We start from the raw sequence: 18,471 nt of genomic DNA, 5'->3' as shown, positions 1-18,471 counted from the left end.
TATTTTTCCCGCCATTTATAGAAAGTTGAATTCCCCATGCCATATTTACGGCAGAGTTCCTTGACAGGAATACCCGCTTCAGCTTCTTTTAAAATAGCGATGATTTGATGTTCAGTCATTTTTTTCATAATTAAATCCCCTTTACTTTTATCATAGAGAATTTTCTACTTTTTTTGCTGTACTATTTTAGGGGGGTAGTTACAGATGCTCAATTGTTTCTTATTTTTTTATATTGAATAACAAAAAAACCTACTTAATTAAGCAGGCTTTTTTATTGAAAATTGGTCGGCGAGAGAGGATTCGAACCTCCGACCCACTGGTCCCAAACCAGTTGCGCTACCAAGCTGCGCTACTCGCCGTTAGGAAGCGCATAATACTGCGCTTCCTAAAAAGTGTCAATACCTATGATAAAAAATTATATCTGTTATGATTTTATTTTGATAACGGAGCAGGTGTTTTACCAATTCGTTGATAAAATTCAATAACAAAATCTTCGTAACGTTTATTGGCAACAGCTTCACGGATTTCTGCCATTAAACGTTGATAATAACGTAAATTATGAATGGTGTTTAAACGTGCACCTAAAATCTCACCGCATTTGTCTAAATGATGAAGATAAGATTTTGTGTAATTTTTGCATGTATAACAATCACAATGCGGATCAAGTGGAGTGGTGTCGTCTTTATATTTTGCATTACGAATTTTAATTACACCATTTGTGACAAATAAGTGACCATTACGGGCATTACGTGTTGGCATCACACAGTCAAACATATCAATCCCTCGGCGTACACCTTCAACTAAATCTTCAGGCTTACCTACTCCCATTAGGTAACGCGGCTTATCGGCAGGTAATTGTGGACATGTACCTTCTAAAATTCGATGCATATCAGCTTTAGGTTCACCTACAGCTAATCCTCCAACAGCATAGCCATCAAAGCCAATTTCGGTCAATCCTTTAATTGATATATCACGTAATTGTTGATGTATTCCGCCTTGCACAATACCAAAGAGTGCATTTTTGTTGCCTAACTCATCGAAACGATTTCGGCTGCGTCTAGCCCAGCGTAATGACATTTCCATTGATTTTTTGACATAATCCCATTCCGCAGGAAATGGTGCACATTCGTCAAAAATCATTACGATATCTGAACCTAAGTCATACTGAATTTCCATTGAAACTTCAGGTGATAAGAAAATCGAATCACCATTAATTGGATTACGGAAATAAACCCCCTCTTCTTTTATTTTACGAATATCACCCAAACTAAAAACTTGGAAACCTCCTGAATCAGTCAAAATTGGGCCATGCCATTGCATAAAATCATGCAAATCGCCATGTTTTCGCATGATTTCTTGTCCTGGTCTTAACCATAAATGGAATGTGTTACCAAGTAATATTTGTGCACCAGTTGCAGCAACCTCTTCTGGGGTCATACCTTTTACCGTGCCATAAGTACCAACAGGCATAAATGCTGGGGTTTCAACAGTATATTCAACGCCACGGCGATCAAATTTCATACGTCCCCGACGCGCTAACCCATCGGTATTGTCTAGTTCAAATTTCATTTTTTAGTTAACCTCTTGCGACCAAATAAACAGTTTGGCGCGAATTATTGTTATAATACGTCATCGTATTACTAATTTGCGGCGCTAGTTTACCGTGCAAAGGTACAATAGACAATATTTGAAGGGAGATTAAGGCATTTGAAGTGCATTTTTTTCTTTTTAATGTCATGTTTTTTATTGGTTGCTTGTCAATCCCAAAATAAAAAAACGACATTTATTATTACATCAGAACAAATTAAACATCTATCTGAACAAGATATTGAGGCTATTGGCACGCAAGTATGTGTTGAAGCAGATAAACGATCTGTTATTGCTAACGAAAACAGTAGGCTTAATAAAAAACTTCAGATGCTTGCTCAAACTTTACCCAAAAAGATTAACAATATTGAATTAACTTACAAAGTTTATTTAAATACTGACCCCAATGCATGGTCAACCGTTAATGGTTGTATTCGTATAAATAGTGGATTGATTAAATTACTTAACGATAACGAATTACAGGCAGTTTTAGCTCATGAACAAGCACATATTGCTCTTAAACATGCTATAAAATCATTTAGACTAGCCCCTTATGTTGAGATAACCAATAAAGATGTCGTTATTCTTGTAAAAAAAGAGGTCGCTCAAAAATATGAGTTTGAGGCCGATTATTATGCCTTGCAGTTATTAATGAGCAAAAATATAAACCCAATAGGGCTTGTAACTATGTTAAAAAAAATACCAATCCATTCAACAACTAATACAACAAAATCACATCCATCAAAGATAAAACGTATTGCTCGTATTTTAGATAGATTAGGAAATAAATAAGGATTTATATAGATAGATTTAATATAGCCAATAAAGTTTGAACATAGTTCAATTTAATTCGACTATTTGTTTGATATTTTTTAATATTTATCATTCTTTGATGTAATAAACATAGCATCACCATAACTAAAAAATCGATACTTTTCTTTTACTGCATGTTGATAAGCATTCATGGTATTTTTATAACCTGCAAATGCTGAAACAAGCATAATGAGTGTCGATTCAGGTAAATGAAAATTGGTTATAAGTGAATCAATGACCTTAAATTGATAGCCAGGGTAAATAAAGATTTGAGTGTCGGCAAAAAAAGGTGCTATTTTTCCTGTTTTCTGAGCAGCACTTTCTAAAGCTCTAACAGAGGTTGTTCCTACTGCGATAACTTTATTGTTTCGAGCTTTACATGCTAAAACAGCTTCCACAACCGAGTCGGGCACTTGAGCATATTCTGCGTGCATGATATGCGTTTCAATATTTTCAACCCTAACTGGTTGGAATGTTCCTGCTCCAACGTGTAGAGTAACAAATGCCATTTCAACCCCTTTTTGTTTTAGTTTTTCTAATAAAGGTTTATCGAAATGAAGACCTGCCGTGGGTGCAGCAACGGCTCCTGGTACTTTACTATACACTGTTTGATAAACTTCCCTATCTTGTTCATTATCAGGACGATCAATATATGGCGGTAATGGAATATGACCTATTTTATTTAAAATACTAAGAACATCATTTGGAAATTGCAATTCAAATAAAGTATCGTGACGTGTTAGCATGGTAACCTTAATAGGGTCATTTTCACCTAATATTAGTTTAGCACCGGCTTTGGGTGATTTGGATGCTTTAATATGCGCAAGGGCTTGGTTATTATCTAATATCCTTTCAATTAATACTTCAATTTTTCCACCCGAAGCCTTTTTTCCATATAGGCGAGCAGGAATAACTTTAGTATTATTAAAGATAAGTAAATCCCCCGGATTGATTTTATCGATAATATCAGTAAAAACATTATCTTCAATTTTACCTGTTTGACTATTAAGTGATAAAAGTTTACATGCACTTCTGGTTTCTGATGGATGTTTGGCAATTAGCTCTTTTGGAAGATAAAAATCAAAGTCGGATAGCTGCATAATCATGTTCCTCAAAAATGAGGCACTAGTCTAAATCCCTGATAATGTCTAATCAAGTAATTATTTGTTGATTATTATGAAAGTTGCGTTAAAATTTGGATTGTCTAAAAAAATTAGGCGTTTAACATTTATATTAATATAAGGAAAAGAGTATGAATAAACATCAAAAAACATTGTTGGTTGCACTGCCTTTAGTTGCTGCAATGTCACTCGTTGGTTGTAAAAATATGAGCGCAGATGACTTAACTAGTCTTGGCATGAAAGGTTTGAAAGCTGCTACTCTAAGTGATAATGATGTAAAAGAATTAAGTAAACAATCATGTGCAGAGATGGATGCTCAATCAAAAGTTGCTTCATCAAAAAGCGCTTATACTAAACGATTAAATAAAATCGCTAAAAAACTTGGTAATAATCTAAACGGAACACCAATTAACTATAAAGTATACATTACAAAAGATGTTAATGCATGGGCAATGGCTAATGGTTGTGTTCGTGTTTATAGTGGTTTAATGGACATGATGACTGATAATGAAATTCAAGGTGTTTTAGGTCACGAATTAGGTCATGTTGCTTTAGGCCATAGTAAAAAAGCAATGCAGGTTGCTTATACTACTGAAATCGCACGTGATGCTGCTGCAGCGTCAGGTAATGCAACAATAGCTTCTCTATCTAAATCTAAATTAGGGGCTTTAGCATCAGCAGTAATTAATTCTCAGTTTTCACAAAAACAAGAGCAAGATGCAGATAATTATTCTTTCGATTACTTAGTTAAAAGAAAAATTAATCCAGCAGGTCTAGCATCAGCATTTGATAAATTAGGTGGTGGTGATTCATCTATATTAAGTAGTCACCCATCTTCATCAGATCGCGCTAAAAACATCCGTAAAAAAATAGCAGATTTAAAAAAATAAATGCTGCGTAGCAGCCTAAGTTGAAAAGCGCTACTATGGCGCTTTTTTTATTTTTAAATTATTAAAATCAAATTATTCCTCAAAAATTAATATTCAAATAACCCCAAATACATAATGTGTAGGAGAACACCAATAGTTAGGCTACTGACTATAAAGCGTCTAGCCAAATTGGTGACAGTTATTTTTCTTTATGATATCAGCCCTTATCGCTTGTTTGTGATTGGGCATTAATTTTGTTTTTTTGTGTATATTAATTACAGTAGTTTCTCAAATTACTGTAAATAACACGAGGAATTTCAACAAATAATTATTGAATATTTGTAATGATAAAGGTATTATTGCGACGAAAATTTTTTGATAATTAATCGTAAATAATTTTTATTTTGTAATTATCTTTAAATTAATTGTTCGGGCATCAATCATCTTTGTTGGTATTAACTCTATATTTAAAACCAATACTAACTAAACGGTCTTTGATAGCTACTATAAATTGTAACATTATGAATTCATTGTTTATAACGATGAAATGTTATTATATAAATTACGGATACATTAATGGAAATTGTTGTATTAACTAATAAATAAACTGTTATCGTTACTGACAGTGGTTTATAGTTAATTAAAAAACAAACAATTGACATTAAGAAAAAGGAAGTAAAAATAATGAAAAAATACAACTGGACTCGGCATTTGCCTTGCCTAGGTGTAAGTGCTGCTTTTTTATTTAGTTCAAATACTATTTATGCTGACACAAACCATGTACCTAAACTAAATATTATTCGAGATGAGTTTAATACAGAAGAGAAACTTAATCTCAGTATTTATAATCCAAAAATGAAGTTAACCTCCGATGGGTTATTTACCACGCCAATGGGGTTTTATGTTTACACCAACTATCCAACCAAAATAGCTCAGTATCAAATCACAATTTACCGACAATCGGATTTGGATAATCAACATCCCTTAAAGATATTGCGCTTTAGCGATATTAGCCCTTATGAAGCGGTGTTATGGAATGGGGATACGGATAATGGTGTGCCGTTATCGATTGATACTGAGTATAAAGCTATTTTAACCACGAACGGTGATACTGGGTTAAAAGATAATGTTTATGCGGTGATGTTTCGTACTCTCGGTTATGGTGTGACCCAAGAAAGCGATTTTATTTCTTATACTAAATCAAACATCGAAGCTGATTTGGTTAATAACGATACGTTATTTTATGGTCAGCTAAAATCAGGCAGTACTATTCCTGGTTTTGGGCAAAGTCGAATCGATCATCAAGGTATTGTTACAGATGCTCAAGATCGTAAAGTTGTGATACAAATGAGCGGGTTGAGCGATAAGAAAGAAGTCACGTTAAATGGTCAGCGATTGGTGGTGGATAATCATGGCCGTGCCATGCGTGAGATGATTTTATCTCCGGGCGAATATCAATTTAATTTAAGTTGGCAAGATGAAAATGGTCAACTTCAATCCCAAAATGAGACATTGGTTGTTGAACAAGAAGACGATATTTTTTACGTAGGTATTGTAGATATCACTTATGCACAAAATAATGTGACAGGTGAAGGTAAAGCCATATTAGAAGAGGCTGACAGTCATCATTATAGTGGTAAAGGTAGTTGGGACGGTCGAGTTGCGTTCTATTTGAAGGCAAATAAAGGTGATTACCGTTTAACGGCCCATTTAGATACTACTGAAACCAAATTGAAAAATGCGTTTGGTCATTTAGGTGAAAAAGACCCGAGTCGTTTTGTGCGAGAGCTTGATCCACAATCTTACTATCCGATTTATGGTGATGATTCGACTACAGAAAGTGATGTTGATACAGAAGGTAAGTTTTATATCAAATTAGAAAAAGGCAAAAGTTACGGTTTATGGGGGAATTACAACACTCAAATTACAGGTAATGAGTTTGCTAATTTTAACCGCAGTTTATACGGAGCGAAGTTATACCATGAAAGCGAGGAAACCACGCAGTATGGGGATACGCGCACGTTAGCAACGGTGTTTTTATCTAATGGAGAGACACGAGGTAGCCATAATGAACTGGCCTCAACGGGAGGAAGTTTATACTTTCTAAAACATCAACGTATTACTGAAGGCAGTTTAAAGCTGTCGATTGAAGTGCGTGACCGTAACACTGGTCGAGTCATTAGTACTAGCACGTTAACTGAAGGTGTGGATTATGAAGTTAATCAGTTTCAGGGACGGGTGATGTTAACCAAAGCGTTGCCAATGACCAGTAATGGTGGCGTAGGCAGTTCAATTATTGAAGGCGGTGGTAACTTAGTCGGTGGCGATCCTGTGTGGATTATCGCTGAATATGAATATTATGCCGATGGTTTTGATTTAGACGGTCAAAAAGTGTTTGGTGGACGAGCTTATAATTGGCTCAATGACCATATTCGTATTGGCGGGACCTATATTAATGAAGACCAGTCAAGTGGTGATAATTATGAATTGAAAGGAATTGATTTAATTCTTCGCCCAACTCAAGGTACCCATACTCAAATGGAATACGCTAAAGCCAAAGCGGGATTAAGTGATATTTTTGTTTCAAGCAATGGAGGATTGTCATTCAATCAAACGGTAATGTCAGGTGATACACGAGGTGCTGCGTGGAAATTTGAGCAAAAAATTGATTTCAATGATTTTACTGATCAAGATATTCCATTGACCTTTAAAGGTTACTACTCAAAACAGCAGGAAGGTTTTTCAACTTTTGCTAAAGCGCGCAGCAGTGATTTAGAAGAGTGGGGCGGTGAACTGCGTTATGATTTTGAGCAAGACAAACAAGGTGTACTTGTGGGTTACAGTCAGGAAAATGATCTGGCTAACTATATTGAAAAAATTACTCGTGCGCAGTATTACACAACCTTAGGTGATGAGTATAAAGCCGCATTTGAGTTACTACACCGTAATGAACATAATTATGGTGAAAAGAGCACACATGAAGCATTAATTGCCGCTAAATTGGAGCGCAGTTTTTTTGGTGGTCGGGATAAAGGGTATATTATTCAGCAATTAACCATGGACAAATCGGGTGATGTGGCAGATGATAACCGTACCACGATTGGTTATAACTCACAAATTACCGATAGTATTAATGTTGGTGCAGAAATTTTTGCATCCAATCGGGGAGCTGGTGGGGGGCTTCAGGCGGGTTGGGATGTCAATGAGCAGACTAATTTGTACACAAAACTTTTAAATGATGTGGATTCTACTTCCGGACGAGGTATTACCACGGTAGTGGGGGGGCGCACCAAAGCGACCAGTGAGATGGAGCTCTATTCTGAGCGTCAATTTAAAACTAGCAAAATCGATCATACCACTTCTGATGTGTATGGTGTCAGTTATAAACCTACCGAAGCGCAATTTATTGAAGGCTCTTACTCCGTGGGGCGTGTAAACAACCGTAATCGTGACCGCACCAGTTTATCGGGTCATGATGAAACCCGTCGTGATATTTATGCGGCTGGTTACGGCTATAAAAATGATTGGTTTCAAATTCGTAACCGTCTGGAATATCGGATTGATCAAGGAGATGACCGAATAAGACAATGGGTGACCACCAATCGGGCAAAAACCATTGTCAGTGAAAACCTAAGCTGGTTGGCTCAGTTTGATTTTGCCAAAACTTTTGGTAATAAAGATAATTCGAATGATGTGGTAAGCAACTATACCGAATCAATGATTGGTTTTGCATATCGTCCAAAATTAATAAACAATCTGAATTTATTTGGTAAGTTAACCTATGTTTATGGGTTAGATCCGGATGATCAGCTAATAGCGAATTCGACCTCGTCAAGTGGTAAACGATATACCTCAAGTTTATATGACCAAAAGAGTTGGGTATGGTCTTTAGAAGGTGTTTATGAATGGAATGCAAATTGGGAAACGGCGTTTAAAGCAGCCCATAGGCAAGGTCATTTACGTTATAAAAATGAAAGTAATTGGTACTCATCAGGAGCTAGTTTGTATGCACTGCGTATAAATTATAAGACAGGCGATTGGGAGTATCAGGTAGAAGGTCGTACGTTACGTACTGATTTAGCGAATGACCATAAAGATGGTTTTGTTACCAGTATTTATCGCAATATTGGTGATAATATTAAAATGGGAGTAGGTTATAACTTTACAGATTATAACGACAATTTAACGCACCTGAACTATCGTTCACACGGTTGGTTTGTCAATGTAGTAGGGAGTTTCTAATGGACAGTTGGCAAAGTGTAGAAATTGAAAAAGTTAAAATGCAAGTTGAAAGGAAATTACGCATATCAGGAGATGAGATAATGCGAACTGAGCATAATGCAACAGTGAAATTGAAAGCGAAAAGTAGCAGGAAAACAGGTGACTATGGACAAAAGCCAATGTTCAAATGTGCAAAAGGATTCTTGGCTTCAGCCTTTATATCATTGATGACGATATCGGCGGCAAACGCGTTTCCGGTATCCGGTACGGTCTATTTGGACTATGATAACACGGCAACAAAAACCGAGATGCCATTAATTGGTTTGAAGGTTGAATTATATGATGATAAAGGAAATTTAGTTTCTAATGCTGACACAGATAGCAAAGGAAAATACGTATTAGAAGCACCAGCTTTAACCTCTTATAAGATTGTCGCAAAAACAGACAAAGATGAGGTTGTAGAAGATTCAGTCACACTCATAGCAGACACCGGTGAATCGAAAAATCTATTTTTAAAAGGTAAGGGTGGCGACATTCAGTTATCGATAAAAGATGATAAAGGAATGGGCGCAAAAAATATTCCAGTTAAATTCATTAATTCAGCGGTAGCTGGTGAATTGGAAATGGCATCTAAAGATAGCGGTGTGATAGAGATCAAAAATACGTTAAAAGAAATTTCGTATATCGCTGTAATCAATGTAAATTCTTTTATAGAAGATACAAGTAATGCAAAAAAATATGCATTATGGGATGCTACATTACCGGATAATACGCATGATTATGTAGAGAGCATGACATTCAATATGGACGGCGCCAATAAAGCAGGTACCTTCAATATTAAAGAGCGTAATGAATGGGGTATTGATGGTATAGTTGCAATCGATCAGGATAATAATGGTATCTATGGTGCCGATGTTGATACGGGTGCAATAGGGATGAATGTTGAGCTTTATTATCCGGGCACGACAACCAAAGTATTGGGCACAAAAACCATTACCACAAAGGAAAATGGTAAATATCATTTTGAAAATTTAGCTGTAGAAAGCTACGATATTAAAGTGACCAATGTTGCTGCACCTTATATCCCAGTAGGGAAAATGGAAGCAAAAGTTACAATATCGAATTCAACAGCTTTGACTAGCGGTCCAGACTTTTTACTACAAATAGACCCAAATGATACTAAGTTGCCTAGTATATCAGGTTATGTATTTGTTCTATCAGAACAACATATGCCAATGGGTCCCGACTCTGGTGCAAGTTTTAATACTTTACCTATGGCAAACAGTATTTACTTTGAAACTCCAGTAGAACTTTACCAACATGATGGAATGACATGGAAAAAGATAGCAACTCAAAAATCGAATAAAAAAAATGGATTATATCAATTCCGTGGCTTGGCTAGTGGAAAAGACTATAAAGTTGTTCTTAAAGAATCAGGAATAGATTTAAATAAATATGCTTTTGTCAATGATACTGATGGTAAATCGTCTAGTACTTCACCTGAATCAAAAAGCCGTCATAAAGGTAGAGTAACTTTAAGTAATGGTAAACAAGATAATATTGGACCAAGAGAAATTACAATACCTAGTTTAGGACAAGGAATAAAGTCTAATCAAAACTTTTGGTATTCTCAGGTACGTTCTGATTTAGGTATGCTTAAGGTAGTAAGTAATATGGCTACCGCTAATAATAGATCAACTTGGGGTGGGAATCTTAATGGTATTAATACAACAACAGCCACGACTTACATGAAAGTGTCTTTTTATGAGGAAGATGGCGTTACTCCAGTTCTTGATTCAAAAGGAAAACCATTAGTTGGAATTTACTATAGTCCTGGTTACTATGGTTTAATAGGAGAATTAAGAGTACCGGTAGAGCGTGCAGGTATATACGTTTATAAAATAGATGAAATTAATGATGGATTGATAATTGAACGCTCAACTACTGACTATGTATTAAAAATATTACCAAGTAAATCAATAGATAGTAATATGGTTTTTAAACCTGAAAAACCAAATACTATTTCAGGTTATATTTACCTCAACAATAGTCATCCTGGTACTACAGGCAATTATGATCCTAATGTTGATATTCCTATTAGCGCTGCTCGAGTTTCGTTATATCGCAAACTGCCTAATGGCAATTACAATTTAATGACGGATTTTGGTACAGATAGTAACGGTTTTTATAATTTTACTAACTTACCTGATGGTGAATATAAAGTTTATGCTAAAACACTTTTTGGTGGTCAAAGTAATGTTGGTTCAAATGATGTTGAACTTGAAAACAATGATCAAGATACAGGAGTACAGAAAAACCAATCAGTTATTGATTTAAATATCAGCGGTGGCAAGGTTTATAATACTAATACTAACTTTTGGTATAAGCTGAAAGAACAAGATTATATTATTCGTGGTAGTGTTCACTTAGACACAAATGATGAAGACGGTAAGAATAAGCTCAATGTACCACATGATTTCGGCCTTTTCGATGCAACAGTTTTACTTTGTCGTGATGGTAATGAAGGCGATTGTATCGTTGGTGGTAAAAATTATATTGCTCATCAAATTACAGATAAAAGTGGCGAATTTAAATTTACTGGCAGTGATGGTATTCATACTGGCGTAAATTACATGATTAAAGCTGTACGTTCAGGAACCACTCCTGTAATCAATAGTAGTGAAGAGCTTGCATCAACTTATACTGTGAAATTTGATAAGCTTGGACCACCAATAATTAAACGCTTTTTAATGCAAGGTGTTGCTGATGTTAATGTGTATCCTGCCAACGATTTAGATGGTGATAGGAAATTGAAAGGAGTATCTACGCTTGAGAATGGAAGAGGCAAATCTGTATTCTATTTCTGGGATGGCAGTACTTATCAAGAGTGGAAAAAAGGTCTTGGAAACTTTTTTGATTCGGTTTTACTAAGAAATCTACCACAAGGAAAATACCGTATAATTCACAACACAGGTGGGACGTATATCGATATTGCAGATATGGATCCTGAAACCCCTGAAGGTACGTTAGACTTTGAAGTATTAGCGGATGGAACACTTGCTAATGGTCTGAGTAACACGCAATATTTGATGCAGGCAACTCTAGCAGCTTCAACTGTATCTGAAGGTGTATCTGGTAAAATTTACTTAGATGTTACTGGATCTGGAAAAATTAGTGAGGCAGTTATACTGACCGAAGATGAATTAACGAATTATAATAAAGGTGTTTTGAGTGTAGAAGGGATTTTTACACCACGGATCTATCCAGGTTACTTTACTGGTAGTGTTGATTCAATTTTGTCAAAACCTGATTTTATTGATAATGAGGTGCAAAAAAACGGAGGTTTTGCTTACACTAAAGCAAATTCAACTAGGGGTAACATATATTTGACAAATATGTTATTACAATTAAAAGGTCTTGATACCAATCAATTTGAACTAGTTGCTAATAGTAGTCAGCCTAAAGAAAGCTATTTACCAGATAATATAAAAAATAATCTGGAATATATGCAAGTTACGCCTAATAATTCAGGTGCACCTAATCAATATTGGTTATTGAAACTAAAAAATAATACTAAAATCAGTGGTCAACTTTATTATGACATTGATGATAACAGTGTTTTTGAAGCCGATAAAAATGATGTGCCAATTTCAGGTGTGAGAGTTGAACTATATCGAAAAGGTGAATTTTATAGCTACACAACAACTGATGAACACGGTAAATATAAATTTGAAAACCTATTTGATGACACCTATACCGTTAAAGTCACTGATACAGGTTTAGATAAGAGCCGCTATGAATTGAGGAGCTCATCTAATTCTGCCGACGGTATCAAAATTTCCCCAACAACGCCGTCTGTTTCGGGTGGTGATTTAGACTTTATCTATAAGAAGAATGGTGATGCTGCCATTACTGGTAAAGTTGTGGTTGATATTAACAATAATGGTCGTTTAAATATTAATTTTGATAAAACTGGTGATATGGCGGTATCCGGTGTCAGGGTTAACTTATATAAAAATGCGATTGACACAAATACTGAACCTTACCGTCATGTTGAAACCAATGATAAGGGGTATTATAGCTTTAGCGGTATTGATTTAAATACCACCTATATTGTGGAAGTGGTATTGCCAGAAGGTTATGGGGTTATCTCTAACGCCAATGACAATAGTAACACCAGTTTGGCACCAATTATGTTTGCCGATGTGGGGAGAACAGAGCAAAATCAATACTTTTTATTAGCGGGTAATACAAACCCTAACCCGTCAGCGGGGATTAATAGTTCGGAAGCAAAAGACAGTGGTATTTCTGGTAAAGCTGTAGTCGATGATATTAATTCGGAAAAACCTATCGCTGATATTCTTATTGGATTAATTGACGCAAATGGAAATATGGTTGCCCGTCAAAAAACCAACAGTGAAGGAAAATACCATTTTTATAACCTGATGAATGGTAAGTATAGTATTAATGTGGTTACTTCACCGGACGGTTATTCGCTGATCAGAAACAGTAAAGGTACTGCTCAACCATTAGATACGCTATCGAACATCCAATTAACTAATAAGGGTGAACATGAAAATAACTTCTATTATAAGGAAGCTAGTGTAAATGGTATTTCGGGTAATATTTATGTTGATTTTAACGATAGTAATAATTTAAAGGATTTAAATAACTTAAATTCCTATGCTCACTTGCTTGATAGTAAAATAAAGGCAACTATTGAGTTACGTAAAGGATTAGATGGCAAAGGTGAGTTATTGCTGTCAAAAGAAACCGTTGATGGCGCATACCAATTTGCTAATCTGATGTTTGGCGATACAGCAGACTACTCTGTTGTGTTGAAAATGGATACCTTGCCTGACTATGACTTTAAGTTAAGTAAAGCTGGCACAAATGCAAAAGATATTATTATTCCGGTTGCAAAATTACCGCAAGAAGGTTCATCGGATAACCACTATCTGGTAGTAGGTAAACAACAAATTGGAGGTCATGTCTGGATAGATATTAATGGAGATAAAGTTGAAGATAGTGATGAAGGTATTAACGACATAAATGTAACTTTAAAATATAAACCAGCCGATGCAAAGGAATATATTACTCTGTCTCAAACTCAGACCTCAAATACAGGTGAATATCTATTTAATAAATTACCGAAAAATGGTAACTATCAGGTTGTGGTTAGCACCCCAACAGGTACGGCATTGATACCTGATAAAGAAATCACCGGTAACAGTGATGTCTATACCTATTCATCATTGCAAGATAATGAGTTAAAAAATAGCACAGCGTATAAATATATCGGTGAGATTAATGGTCATATTAGTATTGATGTGGACAATAGCCAAAATAAAAATGCTGTTGATGCAAATTTAGTTGGTGTTAAGCTTATTTTGACCAATAAAAATGACAACACTATTGTTAAAAAAGTGACCACCGATAATGACGGTAACTTTAGTGTGGATAATTTGCCTTTAGGTGATTGGGTCATTACCGCAGATAGTTCACAAGATGTGAATGATTGGAGTGGTTATCAATTAAGCTATACCAATAATGGTGGAATTAATACAACTACGGTTGCCAAGGACTTATCATTAACCGTTACTCTTTCAGACAAACAACCTAATGTCAATGGGATAGAAATTGGTTACAGTGGAAGTTCTGTTATCAAAGGTTATGTGGTGCTTGATACCGATAATAATGGTAAATATAGCACAGATGATATGGGGTTAGGTGAATTAACACCAAAATTGACGTTAACTTCAGCTACTCAAGCATCCGGATTTACCGATAGAGAAATAACGATTGACAAAACAAGTGGTTATTTTGAAGTAACTGGGTTAAGTAAACATGATTATGAGTTGGTACTAGATGACAGTGATATTACTAATAAAGGTTATAAACTGGTCTTTAGCCCGAATAAAACAACGCCAGATATGGCAAGTAATACTGTAGTATTTAAGGTAAATGGTCCGAAAGACGATAGCTTCTCAAAAGATACTGTAGCTGAAGAACAAGCGTTTGGTTATTCAATCAATCGTACGATATCTGGTATTGTATACCTAGATGTTGTCGGTATTGGTGCAGATAAAGGTCATCAAGACTTTAATCCAGTATTGGCTGGTGCGGAAGTAAAAGCAGAAGCAATTGTCGATGGTAAAAAATTGACTCGTGTTGAAAAAACAAACAACGATGGTCAATTCACGTTACCTAACATCATTAATGGTGAGTGGTTTGTATCGGTATCACATCCAACAAGAGTTGATTTAATATACAGTTATTTTGTTGAAAAAGCGGTGTCGCCAAATAAAGAAAGTGCCGATGGTATTAGCTATAACGTAGAGGTAAGTACGGCAACTACTATTGAACTGGATTTAGGCATGAAAGGACAAAGTAGCATTAGTGGTAAGATTGTTTATGACAATGACACCAGTGGTGATCTTTCTGCTGCAGATACAGGTGTTGAAGGTTTAACTGTAGTATTGGGTAATGCCGATGATAAAACTCAAAGTTACTTAAGTGTATCGACCAATAGCCAAGGTGAATTTCATATTGCTAATTTATCGCAACATGACTATACACTAAAAGTGACAGACCCGTTGCGTAAGTTAAATGGTTATCAATTGAGCTTTAGTCCAAATGGTAAAAGCGAAATTGAGACGCTAAAAGTGAGTAGTGATAAAACTGACTTAACTGAACAAAATTTTGGTTATCAAGGCAACTTAGGTATTAGTGGCCATGTTTATCAGGATATTTTAGGTAATGGTATACATGATGCGACAAACTATCCGTTATTGTCAGATGTAGAAATTACGGCAGTCAGTGTAGCAAATAGTGATATTAAATATACGGCAAAAACTGACAGTACTGGTAAGTATAGTTTTGATACTTTAGTGCAAGGTAAATGGAAAATTAGCGTGACGAAATACCCGTCAGGCTGGCAATACAGCTACGTTGACTTTGTTTCTCAAAACCCAATAACTAATAATGGTGCAGGTGAAGTCATTGTTGAAGTAACGTCTGAAGCATTGGTAAGAAGAGGTGCTGGTTATAGCATAGACTTCGGTGCGAAAGGGAGTGCACAAATCAGTGGTCGTGTTGTAATTGATATGGATACAGCGGACGGAAATTCGGTGATGGATCTTGATCAACCAATAGCCAATATTCCAGTTCGTTTAAAAATGGCAGGTGCAACAGGCTCAGGACAAGTAGAGGTTAAAACTAATGCAAATGGTCAATACCATTTTGATGGATTAACGGCCTATGATAAATATGAAGTAGAAGTTGATGATAATGTAAACGAATTACAAGGTTATGAAATCAGCTTCAGCCCTGACAGCCCTGCGAATAAGCGTACTACTGTTGACGTTGCTAGCGTAACGGCACAAGTTACGAATGTTGACTATGGCTATAAAGGTCAAGGTAGTTTAGTAGGAACAATTTATCGTGATTATGCTGGTAAAGGTGTTCACGCAGATTACTTTGGTACCTTAGACAATGTAAAGGTAAGTGTAAAAAATGTGAGTAACAATGCCATTGTATTGACAGCAGTTAGTGATGCAAATGGTCATTATCAAATTGAACATATGGCTCCCGGTAAATGGCAGGTGAGTATTGACCCGCCGACAGGCTATGATTTTAGTTATGTAGGTGAAACCCAAGGTAGTACTAACACGTTGGTAGCTAGTGGCGTTGAGATTGAACTTAGCGCAACAGCAAAAGCGAAAGCAGATTTTGGTGTGAAAGGTCAGGCGAGCATAAGTGGTCAGGTTGTCATTGATGTCGATCCTGATGATGGTCAAGTCATTGCTCCTCAGGATATTGGTATTGATACCGTCTATGATAACTATGCTGTTGAGCTTTATGTTGATGAACATTTAGTGAACTCTACTGAGGTAAAAACCAGTGGTAGCGATGTAGCTGGATTAGGCCAATACCAATTTGAAAACTTGTCACATGGCATTGATTATCAGGTTAAAGTGAAAAGCCCAAGTAACAGTTATATCAGTAGCTTTATGTTAGTTGATACGACAATTACTCCTTCAACGAATCAAACTGATAGTGAGATGAGTGAGACGTATCAATTTGCTGAGCCAACGGATAAAGTTGAAGGGGTAAGTTTTGCATGGAAAGGTAATGCTAGTATCAGCGGTAAGATTTACTTAGATAAAGATGATGATGGCATTTACACTGCAGAAACAGACTCTAGTATTAATGAGGTAGTGACTGTAACGTTAACCAATGAAGCGAATCCTGATATTCAAGTTATTCGTACAATTAAGGTTGGTGAAGTTAGCTATGAAATTGCCAATATTATCCCAGGTAAGTGGAATATTGTTGTCAGTGGCATACCGACTACCCTAATGGCAAGTTTTGACCCTGATGATGCCCACCATGATGCTAATGGCTCGTTAAAAACACCACAAACCGTGGATATGGCAATCGTGGATGTGGTAGGTAATTTAACTGACCAAAACTTTGGTTATATCAATGGAGGTATTATCGAAGGTAAGTTAGTTCAAGACAGTGCCGGCATTGGTTTGACGGGGCTAGCTAATCACCCAGGATTATCAGGGGTAAATGTCTACCTGCTAGACAGTAATAAAAAACATGTTATGGATAAAACAGGCAAACCAATGTTATCAACAACGGATAATAAAGGTAAGTTCAGCTTCCGTAACTTAGCGGTAGGAAGTCATGATGGTAACAGCATCACCCATAATATTCGGGTTCTTTACGGTGAATACAATGATGGGGTTGTTAGTTCAAATAGCAACAGTCCATTGTATGAAAAAGTGCCTTTCTTTGAAAAATATACTGATATCAAAGGTAATGCCATTGAGCATGATCAAATAGATATATCTGCCCCACCGTCATCAGTGACGTATAACGGTATGGGTGGTGCGCATACGATACCAGTAGCATTAAAAGACATGTCGATTACTTTTGCGAGTGCTGAGGTAAATGATATGGCGTTGGGTTACCGTGCAGCGGATGCGGATATCACTATCATCAAAACAGCATTAAAAGACAATGTGGTGGTGGGTGACATTGTGCCGTATACCCTTAAAGTCATTAACAATAAAGCACAAACAGCAAATATCAAAATTAAAGATATTTTACCGGCGGGCTTTAAATTCGTTAAGGGTTCATCACGAGTTAACGGTAAGAAAGTGTTGGATCCGAAAGATGGCAGAACGGTGACATATGAAAAGGTAAGTTTATCGGGTAATGGTGAAATGGTCATTAGCTATATGTTAGTTGTGGGTTCAGGTGTTACTCAAGGAGAGTATACAAACACAGCTATGGCATTAAATTCCTTAACTGGTAAGGTGGTGTCAAATATAGCACAAGCAACAGTGACCGTGACGTCAGACCCATTATTTGATAATGCTTTAATTTTTGGTAAAGTGTTTGTGGACAAAAATGGTAATGGTGTGCAAGACGAAGGTGAAGAAGGACTCGGTGGCGTGAAATTAATCACGGTGCGCGGAGAAATTATCACAACTGATGCACATGGTCGTTACCATTTAGTGGGCGTATCAGGCGGTCGTTGGGAGCGTGGCGGTAACTTTGTTATCAAACTTGACCCAAGAAGTTTACCGAAGGAATACCGTGTTAGTGGACGTAATCCTAAAGTAGTAAGGGTATCACCAGGCTTACCAAGTAAAGTCGACTTTGGTGTGATAGAAGTTCAGCCATAATTATTTAACCTAAATAAAATAACAGACAAGGATGTCTGTCATTAAAATATTACCCCGTTTATCGGGGTCAGATTGATGACAAAGAACTCGCTTTTTGGCGAGTTCTTTGATCTAATAGAGAGGAGTCCATTATAAGAGGAATTCTTCTATGCTAAAAAA

At 36.3% G+C, this 18,471-nt stretch carries 7 protein-coding genes and 1 tRNA gene; 4 read left to right on the top strand and 4 right to left on the bottom strand.

Features of this window, described 5'->3' with window-relative positions; genetic code table 11:
• The 3 genes from GA0061080_RS09545 to tgt form a co-directional block, all read right to left on the bottom strand.
• Window positions 1-128: transposase (locus GA0061080_RS09545; RefSeq protein WP_141683132.1), on the bottom strand; the 128-nt coding region annotated here is incomplete at its 3' end.
• 154 nt (window positions 129-282) lie between these two features.
• Window positions 283-359: transfer RNA gene (locus GA0061080_RS09540), tRNA-Pro, on the bottom strand.
• Window positions 360-432: 73 nt separating this feature from the next.
• Entirely contained in the window at window positions 433-1,569 is a 1,137-nt protein-coding gene (gene tgt, locus GA0061080_RS09535) for a tRNA guanosine(34) transglycosylase Tgt (RefSeq protein ID WP_091124725.1), read from the bottom strand.
• 138 nt (window positions 1,570-1,707) lie between these two features.
• Here tgt and GA0061080_RS09530 point away from each other — a divergent pair, with 138 nt between their 5' ends.
• Window positions 1,708-2,379, top strand: coding sequence for a M48 family metalloprotease (locus tag GA0061080_RS09530; protein ID WP_141683131.1), 672 nt, complete (start codon window positions 1,708-1,710; stop codon window positions 2,377-2,379).
• A gap of 80 nt (window positions 2,380-2,459) precedes the next feature.
• Here the strand turns inward: GA0061080_RS09530 and queA are convergent, their stop codons facing one another.
• The gene (gene queA / locus GA0061080_RS09525; protein ID WP_091124717.1) at window positions 2,460-3,500 is read right to left on the bottom strand and encodes a tRNA preQ1(34) S-adenosylmethionine ribosyltransferase-isomerase QueA; all 1,041 of its coding nucleotides are present in this window, start codon (window positions 3,498-3,500) and stop codon (window positions 2,460-2,462) included.
• Between the two features lie 152 nt (window positions 3,501-3,652).
• Between queA and loiP the strand changes: the two genes are divergently transcribed.
• The 3 genes from loiP (at window position 3,653) to GA0061080_RS09510 (ending at window position 18,312) form a co-directional block, all read left to right on the top strand.
• Window positions 3,653-4,411 (top strand): metalloprotease LoiP, encoded by a 759-nt coding sequence (loiP, locus tag GA0061080_RS09520; protein WP_091124714.1) that lies wholly within the window; start codon window positions 3,653-3,655, stop codon window positions 4,409-4,411.
• Window positions 4,412-5,074: 663 nt separating this feature from the next.
• Window positions 5,075-8,632 (top strand): hypothetical protein, encoded by a 3,558-nt coding sequence (locus GA0061080_RS09515; RefSeq protein WP_091124711.1) that lies wholly within the window; start codon window positions 5,075-5,077, stop codon window positions 8,630-8,632.
• Entirely contained in the window at window positions 8,632-18,312 is a 9,681-nt protein-coding gene (locus GA0061080_RS09510; protein ID WP_091124707.1) for an SdrD B-like domain-containing protein, read from the top strand. The genes GA0061080_RS09515 and GA0061080_RS09510 overlap by 1 nt, the downstream gene beginning before the upstream one ends.
• Window positions 18,313-18,471 lie beyond the last annotated feature (159 nt).

It is taken from the genome of Gilliamella intestini (assembly GCF_900094935.1).
In the GTDB taxonomy this organism is placed as follows: Bacteria; Pseudomonadota; Gammaproteobacteria; order Enterobacterales; family Orbaceae; genus Gilliamella; species Gilliamella intestini.
The sequence above is the reverse complement of the archived record's forward strand: the minus strand, read 5'-3'. Positions and strand labels throughout refer to the sequence as shown.

What these genes read in the sequence shown, in the direction of transcription:
- GA0061080_RS09515 (WP_091124711.1), top strand. Translation starts at nt 5,075, where the DNA reads ATGAAAAAATACAACTGGACTCGGCATTTGCCTTGCCTAGGTGTAAGT.
- GA0061080_RS09510 (WP_091124707.1), top strand. Translation starts at nt 8,632, where the DNA reads ATGGACAGTTGGCAAAGTGTAGAAATTGAAAAAGTTAAAATGCAAGTT.
- loiP (WP_091124714.1), top strand. Translation starts at nt 3,653, where the DNA reads ATGAATAAACATCAAAAAACATTGTTGGTTGCACTGCCTTTAGTTGCT.
- queA (WP_091124717.1), bottom strand. Translation starts at nt 3,500, where the DNA reads ATGCAGCTATCCGACTTTGATTTTTATCTTCCAAAAGAGCTAATTGCC.
- tgt (WP_091124725.1), bottom strand. Translation starts at nt 1,569, where the DNA reads ATGAAATTTGAACTAGACAATACCGATGGGTTAGCGCGTCGGGGACGT.